14 protein-coding genes are annotated in these 24,003 nt (G+C 56.0%); 8 read left to right on the forward strand and 6 right to left on the reverse strand.

Annotation, left to right across the window (positions count from 1 at the left end):
- The first annotated feature begins 11 nt into the window (after window positions 1-11).
- The 4 genes from AC0L6S_RS09990 to AC0L6S_RS10005 all read left to right on the forward strand — a co-directional run bounded on the left by AC0L6S_RS09990 (window position 12) and on the right by AC0L6S_RS10005 (window position 7,368).
- Window positions 12-2,711: a PD-(D/E)XK nuclease family protein gene (locus tag AC0L6S_RS09990; protein ID WP_473428338.1), complete on the forward strand. Its 2,700-nt coding sequence runs from the start codon at window positions 12-14 to the stop codon at window positions 2,709-2,711.
- Complete coding sequence (locus tag AC0L6S_RS09995; protein ID WP_473428339.1) at window positions 2,708-5,857, forward strand: UvrD-helicase domain-containing protein; 3,150 nt, start codon at window positions 2,708-2,710, stop codon at window positions 5,855-5,857. The genes AC0L6S_RS09990 and AC0L6S_RS09995 overlap by 4 nt, the downstream gene beginning before the upstream one ends.
- A 169-nt stretch (window positions 5,858-6,026) precedes the next feature.
- A complete protein-coding gene (locus AC0L6S_RS10000) occupies window positions 6,027-6,620 on the forward strand; it encodes a DUF3885 domain-containing protein (RefSeq protein WP_473428340.1) in 594 nt (197 codons plus the stop codon).
- Between the two features lie 109 nt (window positions 6,621-6,729).
- Complete coding sequence (locus AC0L6S_RS10005; RefSeq protein WP_473428341.1) at window positions 6,730-7,368, forward strand: hypothetical protein; 639 nt, start codon at window positions 6,730-6,732, stop codon at window positions 7,366-7,368.
- A gap of 136 nt (window positions 7,369-7,504) precedes the next feature.
- On the opposite strand, the gene AC0L6S_RS10010 is transcribed toward AC0L6S_RS10005, so the two are convergent.
- Complete coding sequence (locus tag AC0L6S_RS10010; RefSeq protein WP_473428342.1) at window positions 7,505-8,068, reverse strand: SOUL family heme-binding protein; 564 nt, start codon at window positions 8,066-8,068, stop codon at window positions 7,505-7,507.
- Window positions 8,069-8,219: 151 nt separating this feature from the next.
- Here AC0L6S_RS10010 and AC0L6S_RS10015 point away from each other — a divergent pair, with 151 nt between their 5' ends.
- Entirely contained in the window at window positions 8,220-8,840 is a 621-nt protein-coding gene (locus AC0L6S_RS10015; protein ID WP_473428343.1) for a class I SAM-dependent methyltransferase, read from the forward strand.
- 141 nt (window positions 8,841-8,981) lie between these two features.
- Window positions 8,982-9,716: a UPF0149 family protein gene (locus AC0L6S_RS10020; RefSeq protein WP_473428344.1), complete on the forward strand. Its 735-nt coding sequence runs from the start codon at window positions 8,982-8,984 to the stop codon at window positions 9,714-9,716.
- 85 nt (window positions 9,717-9,801) lie between these two features.
- Here AC0L6S_RS10020 and AC0L6S_RS10025 read toward each other — a convergent pair whose 3' ends face one another.
- On the reverse strand, window positions 9,802-10,497 hold the full coding sequence (locus tag AC0L6S_RS10025) for a hypothetical protein (protein ID WP_473428345.1): 696 nt from the start codon (window positions 10,495-10,497) through the stop codon (window positions 9,802-9,804).
- Window positions 10,498-11,075: 578 nt separating this feature from the next.
- Between AC0L6S_RS10025 and prsT (AC0L6S_RS10030) the strand changes: the two genes are divergently transcribed.
- Both prsT (AC0L6S_RS10030) and prsT (AC0L6S_RS10035) read left to right on the forward strand, forming a co-directional pair.
- Entirely contained in the window at window positions 11,076-13,892 is a 2,817-nt protein-coding gene (prsT, locus tag AC0L6S_RS10030) for an XrtA/PEP-CTERM system TPR-repeat protein PrsT (RefSeq protein WP_473428346.1), read from the forward strand.
- A gap of 101 nt (window positions 13,893-13,993) precedes the next feature.
- Window positions 13,994-16,864 carry an XrtA/PEP-CTERM system TPR-repeat protein PrsT gene (gene prsT, locus AC0L6S_RS10035; protein ID WP_473428347.1) on the forward strand — a complete coding sequence of 957 codons (2,871 nt, stop codon included), beginning with the start codon at window positions 13,994-13,996 and terminating at the stop codon, window positions 16,862-16,864.
- A gap of 48 nt (window positions 16,865-16,912) precedes the next feature.
- On the opposite strand, the gene AC0L6S_RS10040 is transcribed toward prsT (AC0L6S_RS10035), so the two are convergent.
- From AC0L6S_RS10040 to AC0L6S_RS10055, 4 genes are all read right to left on the reverse strand, one after another.
- Window positions 16,913-18,862, reverse strand: a complete 1,950-nt coding sequence (locus AC0L6S_RS10040; RefSeq protein ID WP_473428348.1) for a DUF3604 domain-containing protein — start codon at window positions 18,860-18,862, stop codon at window positions 16,913-16,915.
- A gap of 42 nt (window positions 18,863-18,904) precedes the next feature.
- Entirely contained in the window at window positions 18,905-20,431 is a 1,527-nt protein-coding gene (locus AC0L6S_RS10045) for an arylsulfatase (protein WP_473428581.1), read from the reverse strand.
- Between the two features lie 205 nt (window positions 20,432-20,636).
- Window positions 20,637-21,644 carry an AraC family transcriptional regulator gene (locus tag AC0L6S_RS10050; RefSeq protein ID WP_473428349.1) on the reverse strand — a complete coding sequence of 336 codons (1,008 nt, stop codon included), beginning with the start codon at window positions 21,642-21,644 and terminating at the stop codon, window positions 20,637-20,639.
- Between the two features lie 152 nt (window positions 21,645-21,796).
- On the reverse strand, window positions 21,797-23,791 hold the full coding sequence (locus AC0L6S_RS10055) for a DUF3604 domain-containing protein (RefSeq protein ID WP_473428350.1): 1,995 nt from the start codon (window positions 23,789-23,791) through the stop codon (window positions 21,797-21,799).
- Window positions 23,792-24,003: the final 212 nt, after the last annotated feature.

The following is a 24,003-nucleotide window of genomic DNA, read 5'->3' on the forward strand; positions in this document are numbered from 1 at the left end:
GCAAATAGCACATGGCTGGACAACCCGGTACAGGAAAAGTCAGTGTAACGCTTGCGATCAAGGGCGATTCCGCCGTGCCGGAGCTGCGCAAGGATGCACTGGGCGAAGTAGTGGTCGGCCCCGCCGGGTTCCTCAGGTTACTGGAGACACAACTGGGGATTCCCGCTCGCGACATTTCCTTTACCACACGCCTGATTCAGTACCTGGGGTGTATCGACGCGGTAGACCACCAAGCGGCTTTTTATCACGCCTCCTACAATGCAGACCCGTTCTCTGTCGCTCGCACCCTGCTGCAATGGCGAGACCAGTGGTATCTGGCGGGGTGGGACGGCTGCTTTGGCGATGATGCACCTGCGCGAATGCTTGATATGGCCGTGATTGAACAACATGCGGCAGCGTTGGTGGCCCCCAACCCCGGTCAGCGCATCCGGCGCGTCATCGCCCTGCTGCCCGACAACCCTATCGCCATTGACACGATCACCTTGCGCGATACGCTGGGTGACTTCCCCCATCTGTGGCAACAACTGATCAGGGCCGTTGGCGCACCCATTGCAGAACCCTCGGCCGCCAAGCCGCAGGGCAGCGCCGATACCGATCTGCGCCGACTACAGGATCACCTGCTGCAGGACACCCGCGAGAAGCTCGTACTGCACGGCGATGGCACCGTTATCGCCCTGCGCGCCGATTCCCCGTCAGAGAGCACTCCGCTCACAGCACTACTGACACAAAGCTGGTTGCGGGAAGCACCCGATAAATCCGTCGCCCTGCTGGCACAGGCACGCGGCGAGTTACTGGACGACACGCTGGAGCGACTGTACAGCCCGCGCCTGGGTTTTAGCGCACTCTCACCCTGGCGCCCGGTATTCCAGGTATTACCACTGGCCTGTGAGTTGCTGTGGGAGCCATTGAACCCCACCGCACTGTTCCAGTTTTTGTCGCACCCTGTCGGCCCGATTCCCAAGCGCATACGCGAGACACTCGCGCGCACAGTAGCCGACGTACCCGGCATCGGCAGCGCGGCCTGGGAAGAGGCGATCAACGCAAGCCTGACACACCTGGATCCACCCGAGCGCAAGCAACTTGAAGAGAGCCTGCGCTACTGGCTGGAATCCCCGCGCTTCTCGCCGCAGGAGGGCGTCGATAGCGAGACACTGTCACTGCGCGCGCAAAAAGTCGCCGACTGGTTACAGGGAGCCAGGGAGTCGACCGAGAACTTGGACCGCAAAACCCTCTACCACATCGCACTCAACCAGGCGCTTGAGTTTGTAAGTGCGATAGCGCGCCTCAAAGCCCACGGCCGCGATCCACTCACACAGGACAATGTGCGGCGCTTGATAGAAGACGTGCGCGGTACCGGCGCGGCGATCGCCGATCGCTGCGCAGAGATATGCCCCGGCCACCCCAGAGTGTTGCGGGCAGATCATGCCGGCGCGTTTGCCGGGTGTGCGGCAGACAACGTGATCTGGTGGGACTGCCAGGCGAATGACCGCGTGCAGCGCTGGCCGTGGTCGCGCACTGAACGGGCCGCGCTACACGAACACGGCGTACACCTGCAAACCGAGGACGCGCAACTGGAATGGCTGGGCAAGGCCTGGCTGCGCCCCCTGCTGAGTGCGGTAGAGCGCTGCACCTTTATCCTGCACGACGATACCGAACGCCACCACCCGCTGTGGGACCAGATCGCCAGCCTTACCGAGGGACTGCCCATGCTGCAGATCGCCAGCAGCGAGACGGCACAGCAACTCGGCATTGCCACGCATCCGCTTACCCCCCAAACCCTGCCGCCCAAAGTACGCTGGTGGCAGCTGCCAACATCCGCGAAAATTCCGGCGCGCGAAACCGAATCCTACTCTAGCCTGGATGCCTACATTCACAGTCCGTACCAGTGGCTGCTGCGCTACGCCGCCAGAATTCGCCCCGGCTCACTGGCCAATGTCAGCGATGGCAACCAGCTCAAGGGCAGCCTCGCCCACCGGGTCTATGAGGAATTCCTGAGCGCGCATCCGGCAATACGCAGTATCGACACCAGCACCATCGCCGCCTGGGTAGACACACACATCCGCACGCTGTTGCAACAGGAGGGCGCGCTGTTACTGGAGGCAGGCCGACAGGCCGAGTGTGAACGCTTCATCACCCAGGTACAGGATTCCCTCATCACGCTGGTGGAACACCTACAATCCGCAGACGTGGTGGCCGTACAAATGGAGCTGTGGCAGGAGGGTCGCTTTACCGGTGGCGCGCTGAACGGCTTCATCGACCTGCTGGCAACGCGCAAGGACGGCACAGAGGCTGTGATCGATATTAAGTGGGGTGGCAAAAAATACCGCCGCGAGGCACTGCTGGCGAACAGCTATCTACAGCTTGCCACTTATTCACATCTGCGACGCAATAACGGCGCATCGGATTCGCCCGCTCTCAGCTACTTCATTGTCATGGACTCTACCCTGCTGAGCCTGAATCACAACTTCTTTCCCAATGCCGACATTCTCGAACCGGCGGATGAGGAAGGCCCGATAGAATACTGGCAGCGCTTCGAACAGAGTTGGAGGTGGCGCAACGGGCAGTTTGAGCGCGGCCTGATCGAAGTGACTGTGACCAACACCGAACCAACGCAGGAATCCGCCCTCCCGGAGGACGGCCTGGACATTCCCGAGACCAGCGACGTTTTCAACGACTACAGCGTGCTCACCGGCTGGGAAGAAAACGCATGAGCGACAATATCCATTTCATCAGTGCCGGTGCCGGCAGCGGCAAAACCTATTCGCTGACTCAGAAGCTGCAAGAGTTGCTGTCTTCAAGGAAAGTCGCTCCCGCTGGCGTAATCGCCACCACCTTCACCAAATTGGCCGCCGGCGAACTGAAGGAGCGCGTGCGCGGCGCGCTGATTGAAGCCGGCCAGTTGCAGGTGGCCAATCAGATGGAGCAGGCGCTGATCGGCACGGTAAACAGTGTGTGCGGCGAGTTGCTGCACCGTTTCGCGTTTGAAGCTGGTATGCCACCAGATCAACAGGTCATCGAGGAAGCACAGGGCGATGCTTTGTTCTATCAGGCGATGGAGCGCGCACTGGCAGACAACACCGTGTTGATCCGGCAGATGAATGCCGCCTGCCACCGACTGCAAATCACCGACCGGCAGCAGCAACTGAACTGGCGCGCGGAAGTAAAAAGCATCGCGGACGCCGCGCGTGCCAATAACCAGTCACCGGAGGATATCCGCCATCTCGGCAACGCCAGTGCTGACCAACTGCTCGCGCACTTTCCCAAAGCCACCACGCGCGATCTTAACCGGCAATTACTGAACACCATAGAACAGGCGATGGACGGTATCGATACCACCGTGGACGGCACCAAGGTCACTCGCGAATATCTCTCGCTGATCAGCGGCATACGCGCCGGCCTGTACAAAGAGCGCGCCACGTGGCCTGAGTGGATCACGCTGAGTAAAAAACTGCCCGGCAAAAAATCCAAACCATTCGCCGAGCCCATCGCAGATATCGCCATCGACTACGACAAGCACCCTGCCCTGCACCGCGATATCCGCTTCTTCGCCGAACAGGTATTTGCGATTGCCGCCGATAGCCTGAGCGCCTACCAGCAACTAAAAACGCAAAAAGGCCTGATCGATTTTGTCGACCAGGAACAGCGTCTCTTTCAATTACTGGATCACCCCACTGTGCAGGAGACTCTGCGCGAAGAACTGCAGCTGCTCATGGTGGACGAGTTCCAGGATACCAGCCCGATACAATTGGCCCTGTTCCTGAAACTCTCACAACTGGCCGGGCAGGTAATCTGGGTAGGCGATATCAAGCAATCCATCTACGGTTTTCGCGGCGCAGATCCGACGTTGATGGCTGCGGTGGTTGAGCGCGTCACCGAGGATGGCAACACACCCGAGATACTGGAGCGGTCCTGGCGCTCCACCCCGGCACTGGTGCACTACATTAACAACCTGTTTGTGCCGGCCTTCTCTGACACGCTCAAACCGGAGCAGGTGTCACTGATACCGGCACGTGACGATTTCACTGAAGAACCCGCCGTGGAGCTATGGCAACTGGGCGGCAGTAACAAAACCACTCGTGCGCAGGCATTGGCCAACGGCGTAAGCAGCCTGATAGAAGAAGGCCGCACCGTGGTCGACAAACAGAGCAAGCAATCACGCCCAGCCACCTACAGCGATATTGCGATACTGTGCCGTACCCACGACAACCTGCGCGAAATCGCCAACGCGCTCAGCGACGCCAAACTCCCCATCCGCTACAAACGCCCCGGCCTGCTCAGCACCCCCGAAGGCTGCCTTGCGATGGCCTGCCTCAGACGTGTGATCGACCCCACCGACACACTGGCCAGCGCTGAGATACTCACGCTGACCAAAAGCGAGAACCCGGAGGCGTGGATCGCCCAGCGCATGGCCTATCTGGAAGAACCGGAGGCGCGCTCAAGCCAATGGCTTGAAGACGATGAACAGGGTCCACTGGCCGCGTTGAAAACACTGCGCAACCGCCTGCACTTTCTGACGCCGGTAGAAGTGCTGCGCACCGCAATAGATGCCGGCAATGTGCGCGAAGCCGTATACCGTTGGGGGCCCACAGAACAGCGCAGCCAACACCGCCTCAACAACCTGGGCGCACTGCTGGCACACGCCGAAGACTACATGAACCAGTGCGCCGCCCAGAACCAACCCGCCACCAGCGCCGGACTGGTCCTGTGGTTTTACCAACTCGCCGCCACCGAGGACGACACACAGGCCACCGGCGGCACCGAGAACGCGATTCAACTTGTCACCCACCACGGCGCCAAAGGGCTGGAATGGCCTATCGTGATAGCAATGGACCTGGACGCCAAACTCAAGCCAAGATTATGGGGGCTGAGTGTACTGCCCTCCCCCACCACCATCGATCTGGGTAAGCCGTTGGCCAATCGCACACTGCGCTACTGGCCCGCCTTTACCGGTATGCAAAGCGCCAACATCGCACTGCTCGACCAGATCGGTGAAAGCGCCGAGGGCCAGGCCGCCATGGCGCAGGAAGTGCAGGAGATGAAGCGCCTGTTATATGTATCTCTGACGCGCCCGCGGGATGGATTGATCATCACGATGAACACCAAGCAGAACAGCACAGAGTGGATGGACACCCTTGAAGCGGACTGGATGTTGCCCGAGGGTGACACGCTTGCCCTGCCAGACGGGACCGTCATTACCAGCCGACAATGGGAATTACACGCGAGTGAATACGATACCGAGCTACCAGCGTACAAGCCTGAATGGCTAGTCAGCCCTGCCCCGGCCATTGAGAAACTGCCGCTACAACTGAGCCCATCAAGTCTGCCCGGGGATGAACATGCCACCGTAAGCGAAGTCGTATTGTTGGGTGATCGACTGGAAATCACCGGCGAATACGAGCCCGCCACGCTGGGTTCAGCGCTGCATGCGGTGATCGCATCAACGGTGCTGGGACAGAACGCTACAGCGCGAATTTTGCGCGATCATGGTATGGAGAATACGATTTCGGTGGAAATGGCGGATAGGTGTGCGAACCGCTTTGTGGATGAGATTAAGCAACGGTTCACCCCTATCAATATGTATGTCGAGTATCCGGTTTACTACACTAACGAGCGGGGCCAGCTTATCAGTGGTTGGATAGACTTGTTGCTGGAGACTGCAGAGGGGTATGTGCTGATTGATCACAAGGCTTCGCCGCGAGCGCGCACCGACTGGGAAGAGATTGCACTGGGGTTTGCAGGACAACTGGCGACCTACGCGGCAGGCATTCAGCGCGCAACCGGCAAGCAGGTTCTCAGCCGATGGATTCACTTCGGGGTAACCGGGGGCCTGGTCAGTATCGAGAGCCGATTGGATTAGCACAACTCAATTCGATACGACAATGAACTGAGTCGAAAAAGGGCAATTGCAAGGCGACACAATGTGCTATCGAAGAATAATGGGGACAGATTTAATTTGTACTCGAGGGCACTGACATAGCGATAGTTGATGGCTACTTTCTGTATACGGACATGGCTAGTAGTCACCTGTGGCTACATATGCCTACACATGGCTGGATGTAGACATAATGGTTACATTTAGCTACAACATATACTTTACTGTTATGTTTAAAGACGCATGGAGCAAGTACTTCAAAGATATCCCGATGCTTGGGTGGAAGCTCCGTGAGCAAAAATCAGCGATATGGTTCAGGATTCATAGTCTTCCTGGATCGAAAAGATATCCAAAGAGTAAGTCAGAAGAAGCAATTCTTTTATCTAGGCACAATGAGATTGCGCAAGAAGTCCTTGGGTTAGAATCCGGACTGCTGCTTTACTGGCACTGCATCGAGTCGTTCCATGGGATCGAAGGAATAAAAACCGGAGACTTCGCAGATGAAGACATTGATACCACCTTGTATTCCGCCGAAGTTGGCGCCTGGAATTCAGGAAAATTTGATAGTGTGATTTTGGCTGTTGCCAATGATGAGCTATCACGGATTGTTTTTCTTAACCCAAACAATGGAAACGTGTATGCTCCGTATGATGGCGGCGCAGATATATTCGTGACAAATCAAGAGTACAAAGAAACACTCATGACTCGGTATTCCAAATGGGCTTCAGAGCTAGAGAGTGGTTTATAAACATAACAAAACGCGGCAATGCGCCCCTATCGGGGCCGGACGTCAAAACCGCTGCGCGGTTTCGTCGCGGTTGCGCTAGGCGTTACATGCCTCTAAAGGAGATCATGCCATGAGATGGATATCAGCACTTTTACTTTCTACTTGGATTGGTTTGGCCCATGCCGAGCTGATGCCCCCGGTTGTCGTCAATGGCGTTGAGTGGCTGCAGCCTGAGGACTTCGATACCGTAAGTTGGGCGGAAATTGATGCAGTGTGTCCTGGTGGCGTTTGTGGTGCAGGCAGTGTGCGGGGCCATAGTGTTGAGGGCTGGAACTGGGCAACTCAAGACGACGTAATCGCGCTGTTCGAGGCGACAACGCCCTATATACATACTGATGGAGCAATACTGGAAGTGCTGCCGGGTGATTCTCAGTGGGCGACAGATTTCTTCGACGTACTTGGATTTGAACCAACGGCAGAAGGTACGGGTGAATTCGACTTTCGATATATTCGCGCCATTGTGTCCACCACACTGGAGCCACCCCAGCATAACCTCGCGGTTAGGTCACTCTTGTTAGATAGTAGAATGCCATCGTCCCCCGACCAGATTGCTATTAGAGAGTTTCAATATGCCCAACAGCGCTACACGGGTGTGGGAGCCTGGTTTTACAGAGAGTCTACCCAGGTACCAATCCCAGGTGTATTACCGCTTTTGTTTATTGCTTTAGCGGGACTGCGTCTTCAATGGGCTTTATCGAGACCCATGTAACAAGTCAATACAGCAAGGGCGCTCCGCGTCTGGCCGGTCGCCCCTGCTGCCGGGGTTAGACCACCCAGGTTACACGGTCCTTACAGGTATTCTATTCGCATGGTATTAATAACGGCGAGTTAGTTAGACCCGATTCTCAATTGCTCCTGACCTCCACCATAACCTCGTTCCGCCTTCCCCAAAGCGTCCACGGCGGATTGTATTGATTCAGCGAGGGCGTACCCACCGCAGCCCAGCCATTTGCCTCCAGCGTCTCCATCAACCTACGTTTTTGCTCTTCCACCACCCCATCGCGCGCCCATCCTGAGAAGCTCACGACAGCCACTGTGCGTGATGGCACCTCGTGAAGGGTAACCATTTCTCCATTAGGTGCAGGAAGCTCGTCCAGACTGTATTGCGATGGCATCGTAAACGCCATATACGCGCCCTCGTCGCCAAGCCGCTCTTCCACTGGCGCCGTCATCGCAATTTCCTGTTCCCGCGCATTGCCGCCAAAAATATAGTTCGCCAGAGTGCGAAATCCGCCGGTAGCCTTGTCGCTTTTACCAATCGGCGTTCTGGCCTGGATGACGGCCTCGTACTGACGTATTTCAACATCATCGATTTCCGTTACCCGTGTCCACGCAGGCTCTTCAATCGCGTGTGACATCGTCGCACCCATCGCAAACCATACCCATAAAATTGCTCTCCAGTTTTTCATCGCCTTATTCCCCAATGGACTCTCTGGGGTACATACGCAGGATGTCGCGATCTGGCTCACATGTCGGGACGATTGTTGTCAGCAGGCATAAGCAGGCTTCGCTATACTGGCCAATGTATTAACGCCCTAGCCGCCCCTCCTGAGGCATACAATGACTAAACAACTCAGCGCCGTTTACGATTCGTTCGCAGAAACCTACGAAGAGAACCGTGGGCTTTTCGACATGTCTGGCATTCTGGAAACCTTTTACGCGCAGCTACTGACGGGACAAGGGCGCTTGTTGGACTTGGGTTGTGGTGCCGGCGAACCGGTGGCGCGGTATTTCACGGATCATTGCTGGTCGGTCGTCGGCGTAGATTTCTCAGAGAAAATGCTTGAGCTGGCCGCCCGTTATGTCCCTCAAATGCAAACGATTCGGTCCGATATCAGCGAGGTCGACTTCGATGTCGGTCAGTTTGATGCCATCACCGCAAGTTACAGCCTGTTTCATCTTCCGGCGGAAAAACACAGCGGCCTGTTCCGGAAGATGCACGCGTGGCTACGCCCGAACGGGAAGGCGCTGTTCACCTATGCGACGAAGGAGTACACGGGGGCCAATACGTTTGATGGCTACAAAACGTTTATGGGGCAGCAGTTGTACTACAGCCACAAGGAACCCGCAGCATTGTACGCCGATCTGGAACTTGCTGGTTTCAATATTGATTCAGCCGATTACCACAGCATAGGAGGAGAAGCATTTTTGTGGGTCACTGTCGGCAAGTATCCCGCATAGCCAAAACCGCCAACTTTAGCTAGCAGATGATGCGCTCCCGCGACCATATTGTTGCAAAGGTATTTACAGGGTTTTGCGCAAGCGCATACCATGGTCAATCCAGTAGCGTAAAAATGCTCGACTGCCTACAAAGGTCACCCCATGAACGATCCCACCGACTTGTCGCTCCCGTTAAACGACGAGGAATATGAAGAACTCGATGCATTTCTGCTCGCACAGGAAAACGACGATGGAATTGTCTGTGTCTCAGAGCTGGATGGGTTTATCACTGCTGTGGTCAGTGGCCCGGAAGCGATACCCCCCTCGCAATGGCTGCCGGTGATCTGGGGTGGCGAAGATCAATCGCCCGACTGGGAAAGCGAGCAGGAATTCCAGCATATTTTCAGCCTGCTGATACGTCACATGAACAGCACGGCCGCCACGCTGATGGAGGCCCCCATGGAATTCGGGCCCTGCTTTCTGGAACATGTAGAAGGAGACCAGCACTACCTCATCGTCGACGAGTGGTGCGAGGGCTATATGAAAGCTGTCGCTATGCACCCCGAGCGCTGGGCGGAGATGCCGCTGGCCTTTGACGATTTCCTTGCGCCCATGCTGATGTTCACGACGGATGAAGGCTTCGCGCAACTCGAAGAGATGGAACAACAGGAAGTTGAGTTCTGGCAACACCAGATAGAGCCGGCTGCGCGACGCATTCACAGGTACTGGCTGGAACAACGCGCCGGCGGAGCGCCGCCCCAGTATCACCCTACACTGCTACCTACCTCAGCCGCCAACGATGAACCGTTTGTGCGCGGCGCTCCCAAAACGGGCCGCAATGACCCCTGCCCCTGTGGCAGCGGCAAGAAATACAAGCTTTGTTGCGGTTTGCACTGAATCAGCTGGCGCGCCTCGCCCCCACCTGACTCGCAGGCGCGAGGGGACGATTCCAAACTGGCGCCGGAGCAGCGCCAACAAGCATTCAGCAGCCGTCGGGGTTAGTCAGCGCACAAACCACATTACGCGGATCACTGCGTGAGTTCGTCTTTGCCGACAGGTAGATATTGCTCAGAACCACCTGTGAGAGATCGCTGGCACCAGCGTCGAGGATATTCACATCCACCTGCCATTGATAGACATGCTCAAAGTCCCAGAACGTGGTCAGATCCCTCCCCAGATGGCTCGGTACAAAATTGCTGTGAGAGTCGACGTCATGCGTATGTTGGTGGCTCAGCGATTTGGCCGCCGCGAACGCCCAGTCATGCGTGCCCTCCGCAGCCTGCGTGTCCTTCTTCTGCAGACCGCGTAGGAAATCGATACCCAGCAACTTCTGCTGGCCATCAGAGGCCGCTAGTTCACTGTTACTGGACTGCGTTCCCGGTAATGCGCCCTGATTGCCCACCGGATCGTTAGCGGCGGCCCCGCTGTACTTGCCACGCTGGAACAGTGCGAATTCCACAGAGTCACTGTAGTAATTGACCATCAGCGTACTGCAGTCCCCCTTCAGGTCAACACAGCTGCTGAGGTTGCCAACCGGGCGCGTTATATTGCCCAGACTGGCATCAACCGCTGCGCTTGGGGCATTGTTATCTCCGGCACCAGCAGCCTGCGCCGCAACCGCCATCATAAGGAACATACCGGGCACAATTGTCCGATCAAACTTGTGTCGCGCTATCATCGCCTACCTCTTGCCTGTCTATCATCGCCACCTCCAGCAGTACGTTGGAGGTACACACGCCCTGTCTGGAACCAGGGGCAGATTTACAGTTTAAGGGGGGTCAACAGCGCCTGAACCACTGAGCGCAGGGCGATACCAAATGGCCGGAGCTATGTGTTTGCAGAGATGAGCTTACTACCGATTGGTTTTGCATCAGATGTACTCCCGAATCGAATTATTATTTTGTGGTACGCATTTTAATAGCTACAACTAGGATTACGCAACATTCATACCAGAATTTTTTTCTGTATATGCATCAGTAGGCTATGCATTTGTGTCGATTTCAAAATTTGCCGATTGTAAAAAAAGCTGACAGTTTTGCAGCTTCTGCGACCTATATTGCGCCGATCCCGTAAGTCTTCGCGCGCCCTGCCACCGTGGTAATTGCCCTTGCACACCGGCTCACCGTTTACGCAACGGAACGCCCCGCTCTCCATCTCAATTATTCTTGACACTGTTCTCCGTAGCCGATTATGGTAGCCGATCATATGCCGCTTTCCACAATCTAAGAATAAGCGAGTTACACTCCGGAAAACGCTATGCATAAAGCAGGTTTTTTACCAGTTCAATGCCTAATGCGGCTCGCGCTTGCAGGCTGTGTCGTGGCGATGGCGGCGTGCGAGAGCAACAGCGTCTCACAGCACATGGGCCAGGCAGAGCAGCACTTCGAAGCGCGACACTACGACGAGACAATAGTCGAACTGAAGCAGGCTCTGGGTATTGCCAACGAGCGGCAGGAGACACTCCCCAAAGCGCGCTGGATGCTGGGCATGTCCTACCTGAAAACGGGCGACATGATGGCAGCAGCCAAGGAGCTGACGCGCGCCCGGGATCTGGGCTGGGACCGCAACGAGATTCTGCCATCACTGGCCAAGGCACTGTTGCGCAACGGCGAACTGACCCAGGCGATGGAGCTCTCCACGGCCGGTCTGGAGCCAAAGATTGCCGCCAGACTGCAGATACAACAGGCGCAGGCTCTGCTGGAACTGGGCGATGTCTGGACCGCCGACACCTATATCAACAAAGCGGCAGAACTGCTTCCCGGCAATATTGAGGTCGCTCTGGCACGAGCACAGATCCTGGGCGCATCGGGCGATACCGATGGCGCCTTGGCGGCGATCAATCGCGCCCTGAAAGAGCGACCCGAGAAACACTATGCCTGGAGTTACAAAGGCGACCTGCTGACGCTGAAGCAACAACTGCCCGAAGCGCTTGAAGCGTATAATACTGCCATAAAGCTGTCTCCCAGAAACAGGGAATACCGGCTCAAACGCGGCCTGCTCAACCTCCACCAACAGCAAATGCGCAAGGTCGCTCCCGATCTCAAATTCCTGCTCGTCGCAGCGCCCAAGTCAGCGGTGACAAATTATCTGAAAGGTTCTGTGGACTTCCACAACGGCGCCTACGCAGACAGTATTATCGCGCTGACGCTGGCCAGGCCCGCTGCCCAGCAGTACCCCCTTATTCTCTTCTATCTGGCCGGAGCCCATCTGGCAGAGGGGCATGAGGAAGAGGCATTGAGACTGGCGGAGCGGCAGGTCAGCCTCAACCCTGATTTTGCACCGGGCCGTATCCTGTTAGCGAGCCTCTATATCACGAACGGACAGACGGCAGATGCACAACAAACCCTGCACCCTGTGCTGCACGCTGACCCGACAGACACACTGTCACTGAACCTCATGGCGAAAGCAATGATGCAGGACGGCAAACAGCAGCAGGCGCTGAAAATACTGGAAACCGTGCGGGAAATAGAGCCTGACTCGGCCACTGCCCATTTCAAACTGGGTGCTGGCCTGCTGTCGGCGGGCCAGGGCGAGGCCGCCAACCGGCAGTTTGAAGCGGCATTGACACTGGACCCCACCCTCGAACCAGCCGCGCTGTTGCGCATACAGTACCTGCACCATATTGAGGATTACAGCAGTGCAATCGTTGCAGCGCAGAACAATGCACACCATCATCCCGAGAGCGTACAGGCACACAATCTGCTGGGACAGAACTATCTGGCGAACGCGCAAGTCGAAGAGGCTGAGGCGGCGTTCAAAAAGGCACTGTCCCTGTCACCGGGTGACCACGCTGCGAACCACGCACTGGCGTTGATTGAACAGGGCCGGGGCAATACCGCTGCCAGCCGCGCGCGCTATCAAGCGGTGTTGGCGGATAGACCGGATCATCTGCCGACGTTATTGCATCAGGCGGTGCTGGCCGCCGAGCCGGGAAATGAGGCAGAAATGGCGGCGCAGCTGGAATATGCCATCGAGGTGCACCCGGGGGCGCTAGAGCCCAGACTGATGCTGGCGCGATACTATCTGTGGGACAACAAACCCGGCAAGATTCCAGCCCTGCTGGCCATGCTACCGGAAGCCAAACGGCAATCGCCTGAAGCGCTGTACATCACCGCGGTATCGCAAATCGCTCAACAGCTTTACAGCAAGGCGATGTATAACCTGGAAAAGCTGGTTAAAACCAGACCCGACAGCGCACTCGTCCATCATTTGCTGGGAACCGCTGCTGCCGGTACCGGTGACATCGAGTTGGCCACAGCGGAACTGACTCGCGCTGCAGAACTCGATGACAAGTTCGCCCCTGCGCTGGTGTCGCTGGCCCGGCTGGCGTCGTTCGAAGGTGATACCCCAGGTTTTAACCACTACCTGAATCGCCTCAATCGACTGGCACCTGATGCACCGGACGTATGGCGATTGCAGGCCATTGCAGCACAGCGCGACGGCAAGCCTGAACAGGCCATTGCGCTTTCTAGGCAGGCGCTGGAACGCGCACCGGGCACACAACCTATGCTGGAACTGGCCAGCTACTACCACGCCTCGGGTAACAATACGGGTGCGCAGCAAGTCGTACAGGACTGGATAGTAAACCACCCCACTGATGCAGAAGCACGACTGGTACTGGCCACCCAATTGGCAGATGCAGGACAAATATGGGATGCCACTCTGCACTTCAAGGAGGTGGTCAAGCAACAGCCGCAAAATACGATTGCACTGAATTTCCTGGCTGAACACCTGTGGGATGAGAACACGCGGAGCGCACCAGAATTTGCACAGCTCGATCGCATAGTGACACCGGGCAAGGCAGAGGTTCTTGAGGTACTGGCACTGGTGGATTCAAACGCCGGAAACCAACGCGAAGCGCTGCAGCAAATCAAGCGCGGCGCGCAAGCGTCCCAGAAACGCCGCGACCTGCCCTATCACCAGGCAATGATCCAGGCGATGTCGGGCAATAAAGCCACCGCGATTGAAATACTCAGGAGCGTACTTGACGTCGATAGCGCGACCTTCGATCCAAAAGATAATACAGAACAACTGCTGGCATCGCTGCAAAACGTGCTGGCGGAGAATCGCTGAAAGCAACGCCATGACACAGGCAAAGCCACAGCACCTGACAGGATGTCCTCAACCTTACATTCCCCGCAGCAAGCCGGGATATTCTGGACTCCTGATCATTTATGCGAAAAGAATTCAACGAAGTCAAACCTGATGAGCGGGTGCCGTATGACGGTGCCCAGGACTGGCCTGAACCACCGAACTACCAAGTGCTGAAACGGGGGCTGCTAGCGGTTGTAATCACCGCTGCTGGCACCGCTATCGCGGCAGGCATTTATCACTTAGTACCGAAAGACCACCGCGCGAGGGCAACGCAATTTTTGGCGGAAAAGGATTATGACGCCGCGGTGACCGAGCTCAAGCACGAGCTACGGGACAACCCGGGCGACGGTGAATTACGCTGGATTCTCGGCGAGACCTACCTGCAGATGAGCCAGAAAGCTGACGCGCTGAACTATATGCAGGAGGCGTTCGATCTGAATTATCGCAGCCCGGATCTGGTTCTGGCCCTGGCGCGCTCAAAATTGCTGGCGCGCAACTACCAGGGTGTGCTGGAACTGTACGAGGACTGGGGCCGTATTGATTCGGATACTGACGCCGCCATTTGGGAGGTATTACGCGGGGAGGCGCTGCTTGAGCTGGGCCAGCGCGAGGACGCGGTGGCCGCCTTCCTGCAGGCACTGCGCCGCAATCCCGACAACAATGACGCCAAACGGGGCCTGGTCGAATCGGAAGTGGGAGCGGATCTGGTCGGCCTGTCCGACAAGGATATCAAGCGCGTGTTAGCGGCAGGGCTGGATCAACCTGAGACGTGGATACTGCGCGGCGAGTTGGCACTGTCTGGAGGCAATCTGGAAGAGGCCCGCACGGCCTTCGAAAAAGCCGTAGAGCTCGGACCCAACAGCGTATTTGCACTCGCCGGTCAGGTCCGTTCGCTCATTGCCAGCGATAAACTTGAGGATGCCCGTGAGCCCGTAACACAACTGGCATTGAAATTTCCCAACGACCCCATGAGCGCTTATGTGCGCGCCCTCTACGCCAAACAGACAGAGCAGTATGTGCAGGCGCTGGATGCACTGAAAGTGGTACTGGACTACGAACCGGACCACGCCATGAGTCTGTTGCTGATGGGTGAGGTCTATTTCGAAATGGACAATCACGCGCAGGCTATGGAATACCTGAAACTGTTTCACCACCACAAACCGGACAGCGCACTGGGACGCCGGCAGCTGGCCGCCATATTGAATCAGCAGGGCTCGCACAAGGAGGCGATTGAATTGCTGGAACCGCTGCTTGAACAGTCCCGTCGCGACCCGGAGATTGCCGCCATTCTGGCCAGTTCCTACACAGCCATCGGCGATGAGCAACGCGCAAAGGGTTATCAATCACTGTTTTTCAAGCTCGGCTCAGTGAACTCTGCTGCGCGTGTTGCGCTCGGGCACATTAACAGCGGTGATACTGAAGAAGGTATCTCCAAGCTCGACCAGTTGGTGGAGGATGCCCCGGAGAAAGTAGAGACCCAGATTATGTTAACCGTCTCGCTGTTGCGCGCCGGTGAGTACGACAAGGCGCTGGGTATCAGCTCGGCGCTGCAGGAGGAGCGGCCGAAAGACCCACAAGTGCTGTACCTTCAGGGCTCGGTACTGGAACTATCGGGCGACCTGGTCGGCGCAGGAGAGTTGTATGAGCGCGTATTGACGCTTGCACCGCAGTTCAGCATGGCCGAGCTCGCACTGGCAAGAATCGATATGAGCAATGGTAAACCCAAAGCGGCAAAACAGCGTATCAACAAGCTGCTGGCAAAGGATCCCGATAATACGACAGCCCAACTGTGGCTGGTACAACTCGCACTGGGCGAAGGTAATTATGAGGATGCGATCGTACGCCTGGAGGACATCTGTGCGGCCAACAAAAAGATCCTGCAACCGCGCCTTATCCTCGCTGACCTCTACCTGCAGCAGGGCAAAGCAGACAGCGCGCTGAATACCAGCCGGGAAATTGTAAAACTGGTTCCCGATCACCCGGTAGGAAACTACCTGCTGGCCAGCGCACAGATACTGGGGGGCGAAATCGACGAAGGCCTGGCAATACTGGATGAATTGGAAATATCCAACCCCGATGACCTGAACACCAAGTGGCAGGTGGTCGACGCTCAGGAGGCCAAAGGTAACCAGGATGCGGTGTATGACGCTTTGCAGCGGATATTGGCGGTCGAGCCGAATAGTCCTCGCGCAATGCTGAAACTGGCGATGATGGAGCGCCTGAGGGGCGATGACAAAGCAGCCATTGCACTAGCCAAGCAGTTCACTCAAAGCCACCCTGACTCTGGTATGGGCTATATGGTGGAAGCACAGATTCTGATGGACAAGAGAAAGTATCTGCCCGCATCCGAATTGTTGAGTAAAGCGTTTGCACTGAATAACGATTCGGTTACGCTCTCGCGCTACTTTACAGCGCTAGCCAGAGCGGGCGATGTAGAAAAGGCGGAAAAGGTCATGTCCGATTGGCTGGCCGCCAAGCCTGACGATAGTATTGCGCGACTGGCGTGGGCAGATGAGCTATCACACCGCGGTGATACCGATCGTGCGGTGAAACAGTATGAACTGGTGGCGCAGCACGAACCGGAAAATGTCGCCGTATTGGTAAGACTGGCAAGCGGGTATCACGAGTTGGGCGACAGACGCGATCTGAAAACCGCCCAGGAGGCCTACGAACTGGACCCGGAGGACCTCTACGCCAAGCATCTATACGGTTGGCTACTGGCAGAAACCGGGCTGGGCGACCAGGGTACAGAGATGTTGCGTGAAGTCGTGGCACTTGCTCCCGAGAATGTAACGTTCCGCATTCACCTGGCCACGGCGCTCGCTGACAATGGCTTTGAGGACGATGCCAGATCAGTTCTGCACCCCCTTGTCTACAGCGAGACGCCGCTGAGCGAGCCCCCTCTACCGGAAGTCTCCGCCCTGATGGACCGGTTAGACAAGCAAAAGTAGCGGCAGCCGTCGACTTTGCTACACCTGTGCACGCCCATAAGCTTAACCCTACGACGCCGGGTCATACCAGATCGGTGAGGTGTATGCGCGCTCCTGTATAGCGACCGGCGCACCCTCGGGAATACCCTCAGAAAACCTGGCTGCATCGTATGTCGTCCATCGCGGTGTCGGTATCTCAAGCACCCTGGCGTAGTAGAACGCTTTCGCGGATGGATCAAAATCGGGATCTTTCCAGACTGCGACAAGTTCCCCATCACCTATCGTGTTCATCCAGGTGGCTGTGCCGGCATCGACAGTATTGCCGACTGCAGGTAAGTCGCCCTGAGCATCGGGTTTACGCGTTGCCGGATCACTCCAAACGACATCGTACACTTTTTCTTGCGCACGGCCCTCGGCATCCAGCCAACCCTTGATGATTTGAATCCGGTCGAGATTACCACTCAAAGGGTCTTTCATTGCGGCTACCAGAAAAGTAGGCGCCTTGTCATCAGGCGCCTGGCCAATATCCCCACCCATCGGAACACCTTTGCCATAGCCCAACGTGGCGGGTTCACGATTGCGGGCATCCTCTTGGGTAAATTCGTAGCCGCCAAAGAAACGGACTCGAATACGCGGCCCTGTGGTTGCGTATGTCTCTTTGCGTTGCATCGCATCAAAAATTTCACCGCGGGTGTTTTCCCTGGCCCAGACAGCGACCACACCGGAGGCGGAGGTTTGCCAGTAAAAGCGCTTGATCCCTAGCTCTGGATTGAACTTCTCCAGACCGACATCCCGTCCCGGCCTGGGCTCTCTATTCGCGTTCTTGCCAAAAAAATTGTTCTCAGCCGACGTGGACAGCGCTGTGTGGGTATCGGTAGAACCTATCATCCCGAACTTGTAGGGATTGATACCTGTGGCCGCGTCAAGCTCCAACCCACGTTTCAGCGCGGCGCGGGCGTACTCGCCGGGAAGCATTTCCGGCGTCTTGGCTTCGCTGACATCCAGATTACCCATATCCCAGGTTTCAAAATCGGCGAACGCATCCTCTGGTGAAAGCAGTGGGTGCGCCTCCCCATCACCTTTCGCCTGGGTAACCTCCACCAGTGGTTCCCAGCGCGCACGGGAGGCCAGATACGTTTCATCGAGGGGATTATCGTCATCGAAATTATCCACCATTGGAAACATCCATCCATTGGACAGGTTGCCGTTATGGGGGATGGCAAGCATCTCGCCGCCCGTCTCTGCCTCCCAGTTTTCCATCCATTTCCACAGATCCCGAGGGTTGGGGCTCCCCAGTGGCGGTGTCGTGGTATAGGGTTCGACCATGATGGCTTTGTCTGCACCATCACGCATCAACACTACCCTGTGAAGGTTGTTGCCTTTCACCAGTGACGTCCACTCAAAACCAATGAGGGCTGTAAACTCGCCGGGTTCGTTGTAATCCTCCGCCGCCTTTACGATGGTTTTCCAAGTTGACATATACGCCGGGTTTCCGGGTTGGTAGTTCAGCGCCTCGTTGATTTCGCCCTGTGAAAACTTTGCGATCATGTCGATGGTTGCCTTGCGCGCAGCCTCACCACCCTGAATGAAGGCAGCATTGAGCTCGCGGCCGTAGGGGTCGGCCATGATATTCGGTGCCCCGGCCAGAATATCCCGAATGACGCCCATACCATCGGTGTGATCGGCAACCGCCAAAAAATCATAGGGCTGGCTGATACGCACCGGCTGCCCCGTATTCGACACCAGTTGCTCGCCCCGCGCGAAACGATAGGCATCGCTGGGCATCAGGCGTGTACCACTCCCGCCAGCATCGCCGGAGAGCCCGGTGTGCACATGAACATCGCCAAAAAGAACCTCTGACGGATAATCCAGGTTTACATAAGGCGAATAGGCTTGAGCTCGCGAGGGAGCGGCAGGGTCTTTGGCGGCAGCACTGCTAACTGTACTGACGGCACCGAGACATGTCGCAATCACTATAGACTTACTAACGCTCCACGCGGGAATTATAACTCGCTTCATCGCCATCTCCTCAAGGGCATATTGGGTTATGTATGCTGGCTATTACTTTCTGTACAAAGCTTCCGTGATCTGGTCCACCGTAAATGTTCCCGGACGCTGTCGCGGCGGAAACTGCTGGAACGTCGCAACAAACTGTGTGACAGCCCCCATTCCCAACATACCCACCGAGCCAATTTTCTTGTCCCACCACAAGTTGTAACTATTGGAGTCGGTATCTGCTCGCTCGAATGGATCGCGGCGCAGATTGAATACCTTGGGAATTCTCAGAGTGACAAAAGGATCGCGCCAAACATCAAACTTGTGCGCGCGTTGCTCAGCAAAGACAAACTTCCAGTCTCCTACTCTAGTCGCCGTCAACAGGCCGTCATCACTGAAATAGAAAAACTCGCGCCGTGGTGCCACAGGCTGCTCGCCGACCAGAAAGGGCAGGAAATTGTAGCCATCCAGATGCACCTTGAATTCCGTGTCACCTATGCGCTTGCCCTTTTTCAATTCCTCTTTAATCTCATTGTCACCAACGGCAGCCATCAGCGTGGGCACCCAATCGAGGTGTGACATTATCTGGTTACTAATGCCGCCGGGTTTTATATGACCGGGCCAACGCACCATCGCGGGCACTCGGTAACCACCTTCCCAGTTGGTATTTTTCTCACCTCGATAAGGCGTGATAGCTGCATCGGGCCACTGGTTAAAGTGCGGGCCATTATCTGTGGAATAGAAAACGATGGTGTTGTCCGCTATTCCCAGCTCGTCGAGTTTCGCCAGCAGGGTGCCCACATGGCCGTCGTGCTCAACCATGGCATCGTTGTAGAAGCCCTGTCCGCTGGCACCTAACTGCTCGGGCTTAACATGGGTGTAGTAGTGCATTCGAGTTGAGTTAAACCAGACAAAAAAGGGTTTGCCCTGCTCGTGTGCCTTGTCGATGAATTTCAGTGATGCCGCCAGAAACTCCTCATCCACTGTTTCCATGCGCTTGCGCGTCAGGGGCCCGCTGTCCTCAATTTTCCCATCGGCATAGCTGTGGATGACGCCGCGTGGACCAAATTTTTCGCGATAACCGGGAAACTTCGGATAATCCGGGTCTTCCGGCATCTCCTCGGCGTTCAGGTGGTACAGGTTTCCAAAGAACTCATCGAACCCATGGTTTGTCGGCAGGAATTCATCGCGATCGCCCAAATGATTCTTGCCAAACTGGCCGCTGACATAGCCGTGCGGTTTCAATAATTCCGCCAGAGTCGGGTCTTCCGCCTGCAAGCCCAGAGTGGACCCCGGAATACCGACTTTGGTCAACCCGGTACGCACCGGGTGCTGTCCCGTAATAAACGCCGACCGACCTGCAGTGCAACTCTGCTCGCCGTAATAGTCCGTAAACACCACGCCCTCGTTGGCGATACGGTCAATGGCCGGGGTCTGATATCCCATTTGTGCAAGGCTGTAGCGGCTGATATTCCAGATTCCAATATCGTCGCCCCAGATCACCAGAATATTGGGTTTTTCTGCGGCTTGTAAGCCAGGAGACAAAAACAAGACACCAATTGTCAGCACAAAACTCTGCAACAGATTCTTCATCATGGGGGGTAATCTCCACTTTGCTTGAATAATTATTAGCAGCCTAGCAACCACGTACGAGATGCCGGTTCACCTGCACTTTTTTGCGCTTTTTCCAGCGATTATTCGACGACAGATTAATGGGGAAATCTATCGCATGACATCACCAGAGTATTGATCTTTGGGGACAAAAATGTCCTACCGATGCGCAAACAGCTGCAGCCACTCAGCCTGAATGTGCGTTGCGATACTCTCGCGGGGGCTGTCCGAACCAGCGCCGACAATTTCGAGAGAGCACAGCCTGTTCTGCGTAGCCAAGAATGGCCGCCACCTGCGCCAGCGGGGCACTGGTATTGCACAGGTAATACTCCACCATCTCACGGCAAACCCCGTCTCGAATCTGGTCAAAAGTAACGCCCTCTCGCGCCAGCCTGCGGTGCAGCGTTCGCGGATGCAGCCCCATCGCCTGAGCAATATCCTTGCGGTTGCAGCTATCGGTACCCAGCGTTCGGCGGACCGCTGTTTCGACACGTTCAGCCACACGGCCATCGGGAGCTGGTTGTTGTACGTTCAGATAGTCTATCGCAGCCTGATACAGCTGTGCGCTGCGCTCAGCCATCTGTGTATCCAGCGTTTTGGAATCGATGAAGACCGCATTATCTGATTTCGAGAACGTCACCGGGGCACCAAAATACTGCTCATAAACAGCTGGTGGACACAAGGGCTCGTGGGGGAGTTCAACTTTCAGCAGGGTATAGTCGTCGCCCGCCGCCATATGGAGCACCTGGTGAATCAAGCCGATAGCCAAATCCTCGACCTGCCGCATGCCCGCATGCGTCATATTGTTCAGATGTATCCGTATTGCGAGGCGGGTCTGATTCCCCTGCTTGTCGAAATCCAGCCGTAACGCAGAGCTCTGGATGAAAATAAAATCCGCTGCACAGCGTATGGCACGCTCCACGGTAGGCGCGTTCTGTATCGCAACAGCCAGCGGGCCAAGTATTCCAACATCCTGAACCGCAGCCAGCCGCAACCCCAGGTCTGGCACCTTCAACTGGGTTGCGCTGTGCTCCATCAAGTGGATTATTTGACGATAGGGGACCAGGGCATCTTCAAAACGTGTAACCTGTAAATCAATCCCGCAATCTTTGCTCAATTGCTGTGGATCCCCGCCCAGCGACTCTATCAGGCTGCTGTAACCACTGAGGCCAGACACTCTCACCAAGGCTGTCATGAGGAATGCCTCACCGTTTGATCGATTTTTCAAGTATCAAATAGCTGTCCCCAAACATCAAGGGCTGGCCAGTTCTGTGCTCACCAGGCGAGCCTAAAAATGCTATGGCAGGGCTACATACCGCAAACGGACAGGCACAACATGAGCTACGATCAGCCTTTCACCCAGATCGGTGAACTCCAGGCCCGCTCCTGTATGGTCTTTTTCAAATCCGGGCGGGGCTCCACCCCCTCTCTGATGGCATCCCAGGTTGACCAGCGACAGGTGGGATTTTCCAATACCCGCGCATAGTAAAAGGCTTCCACCTCGGGCTCGTAATCCGGGTCTTTCCAGAGCGTCAGCATCTGTGAATCCCCTACGCCCTCTGTGATTGAGCAATCGGCCAGATTGACCTTCGCTCCATTGTCGGGGCACCGATGAGTATCTGGGTCAGGCACAAGGCCGTCGGAACAGGCAACGTCATATATTTTTTCTACCGCCTCGCCGTCTTTGACATAGCCCTTGATCACCTGCATCCGCTGCAGCGGTGTACCGCGCGGATCGCCAGACGCCAGTACAATAAAGCCGGGGGTGGCTCCATCCGTTATCAGTTCTCCGCCCATAGGAACGCCCAGTGCATAGGCCCTGGAGATCATCTGTCCATCTTCAACGATGCTTTCGTCAAATGTCGTTCCAGCGAACAAGCGCACTTTTATTCGCGGGCCAGTTGTAGCGAAGGTCTCCTTGCGGCGAAAGGCCTCGTAGATCGCCTCTCGGGTGTTCTCCTCAGCCCAAACCCCAGCCACACCCGAGGCGCTCCATGTTTCGAAGCCGCTTCCGTTCAAATATTCGCGCCCATCGATCTCTTTAAGATTACCGGGTGACATCACGCGCAAAATAGCGCCGTATAACAGTGAGACGGGCACCGAGCCACGGCCGTCAGGTTTACCGTCAAAAATGCCCGCCTTGGAGAAGTAAGTGGATTCATCGTCGGTGTTGGCCGCGACATGGCTATCACTTCCTGCTACAAAGCCGAATTGAAAAGGATTGGTGACACCCCGTGCATTTATCGCAAGGCCATTCTTAAGCGCCTGACGCACGTAGCTGCCATCGGGCTGACTGGTTAAAGTCGTGCCCACACGCAAATTATAAATCTCAAAATCAGCCCACTCATCGTTGGGGGAAAGCAAGGGGTGAGTCTCAGAGGTCCCCTTGACCTGGGTAATCTCAACCAGCGGCTCATTGCGCCTGCGCTGCTGTGCATAGGCTTCATCCAATGGGTTGCCTGCCCAGTCTTCTAACTTGAACATCTGGCCGTTGGAAGCATTCGAGTTATGCGGGATGGCAAGACTTTCTATACCTTGTGCCCGCATTTTGTCCATCCAATCCCACAGACCCTCCGGGTTTTGGGAGTTGAATTTGGAAAAAGGCACTGCCGGTAGATTATCGCTATCTCGAAAAATAACATTGCGGTGCAGATTGCCACGGTCATCCGAGGTGGAGGTGTATTCGTAGGCAACAAAGGTAGTAAATTTCCCGGGGTCGTTGAACTGCTCGGCGGCATCGATAGTATCCAGCCATGCACGGCGGGTGATGTCGGTCGCTAACTCCTCGTCAATCGTGCCATCCTGTATTCCCGCCAACGTGTCCCGGATGAAATTCCCGAACCCTCCAACGCGCAGTGGAAAACTTAGAATGCCCAGATTGTCAGGCGCATTCAAGTTATGCATGGGCTCTGCAACCGGGTATTTGGAAAATTCGGTGCTGGTGTCCGCCGCCTCCTTGACCACCCCTAAAAACATAGCGTGATCCGTCACAGCGTAGAAATCGAGCGGCTCGCGCAACTGTATCTCAAAACCACTGGGGTGCACGATGGTCTCACCTCTGGCATAGCGGTAGGCATCGTAGGGAGTGGCGGTGGTGCCGAAGGAGTAGGCATCAAAAGAGTACTCCGTGTGTACGTGCAAGTCGCCAAAATAGGCATTGCGATCCGGGTTGGCGGCGGGGCTTGAAAGGTCGAGAAGATCCATTACTGGCTGCAATTGTGTGTTGGCTTGTTTGCCGTCCCCGCTACTCCAGCTATTGGCTTTCTCTGACAGAGAACGGTCCCCGCTGCAGCCGACTAAAAGCGTGGCAAGCATGCTAGCGATAATAGTAATACGGAGCATAAAACCCTCTTATCGTGTTGAGTTGTTATCGGAATATTGAACATCCACGGCTACCGGGGTGCATCACAGGGCACCTCGCTGCACCAAATCGACCAAGGAATTTATCTCACCCCAGAATACAAATATTGATCTTTAAGGACAGTTTACGAATTCTCATTCTGAGAATTTCAGCTTTGTGCCTTTCGGTATCCCGCCTGGTCAGCAATTCCATG

This window comes from Halioglobus sp. D3-4, assembly GCF_055809315.1.

What these genes read in the sequence shown, in the direction of transcription:
- AC0L6S_RS09990 (WP_473428338.1), top strand. Translation starts at nt 12, where the DNA reads ATGGCTGGACAACCCGGTACAGGAAAAGTCAGTGTAACGCTTGCGATC.
- AC0L6S_RS09995 (WP_473428339.1), top strand. Translation starts at nt 2,708, where the DNA reads ATGAGCGACAATATCCATTTCATCAGTGCCGGTGCCGGCAGCGGCAAA.
- AC0L6S_RS10005 (WP_473428341.1), top strand. Translation starts at nt 6,730, where the DNA reads ATGAGATGGATATCAGCACTTTTACTTTCTACTTGGATTGGTTTGGCC.
- AC0L6S_RS10010 (WP_473428342.1), bottom strand. Translation starts at nt 8,068, where the DNA reads ATGAAAAACTGGAGAGCAATTTTATGGGTATGGTTTGCGATGGGTGCG.
- AC0L6S_RS10015 (WP_473428343.1), top strand. Translation starts at nt 8,220, where the DNA reads ATGACTAAACAACTCAGCGCCGTTTACGATTCGTTCGCAGAAACCTAC.
- AC0L6S_RS10020 (WP_473428344.1), top strand. Translation starts at nt 8,982, where the DNA reads ATGAACGATCCCACCGACTTGTCGCTCCCGTTAAACGACGAGGAATAT.
- AC0L6S_RS10025 (WP_473428345.1), bottom strand. Translation starts at nt 10,497, where the DNA reads ATGATAGCGCGACACAAGTTTGATCGGACAATTGTGCCCGGTATGTTC.
- prsT (WP_473428346.1), top strand. Translation starts at nt 11,076, where the DNA reads ATGCATAAAGCAGGTTTTTTACCAGTTCAATGCCTAATGCGGCTCGCG.
- prsT (WP_473428347.1), top strand. Translation starts at nt 13,994, where the DNA reads ATGCGAAAAGAATTCAACGAAGTCAAACCTGATGAGCGGGTGCCGTAT.
- AC0L6S_RS10040 (WP_473428348.1), bottom strand. Translation starts at nt 18,862, where the DNA reads ATGAAGCGAGTTATAATTCCCGCGTGGAGCGTTAGTAAGTCTATAGTG.
- AC0L6S_RS10045 (WP_473428581.1), bottom strand. Translation starts at nt 20,431, where the DNA reads ATGAAGAATCTGTTGCAGAGTTTTGTGCTGACAATTGGTGTCTTGTTT.
- AC0L6S_RS10050 (WP_473428349.1), bottom strand. Translation starts at nt 21,644, where the DNA reads ATGACAGCCTTGGTGAGAGTGTCTGGCCTCAGTGGTTACAGCAGCCTG.
- AC0L6S_RS10055 (WP_473428350.1), bottom strand. Translation starts at nt 23,791, where the DNA reads ATGCTCCGTATTACTATTATCGCTAGCATGCTTGCCACGCTTTTAGTC.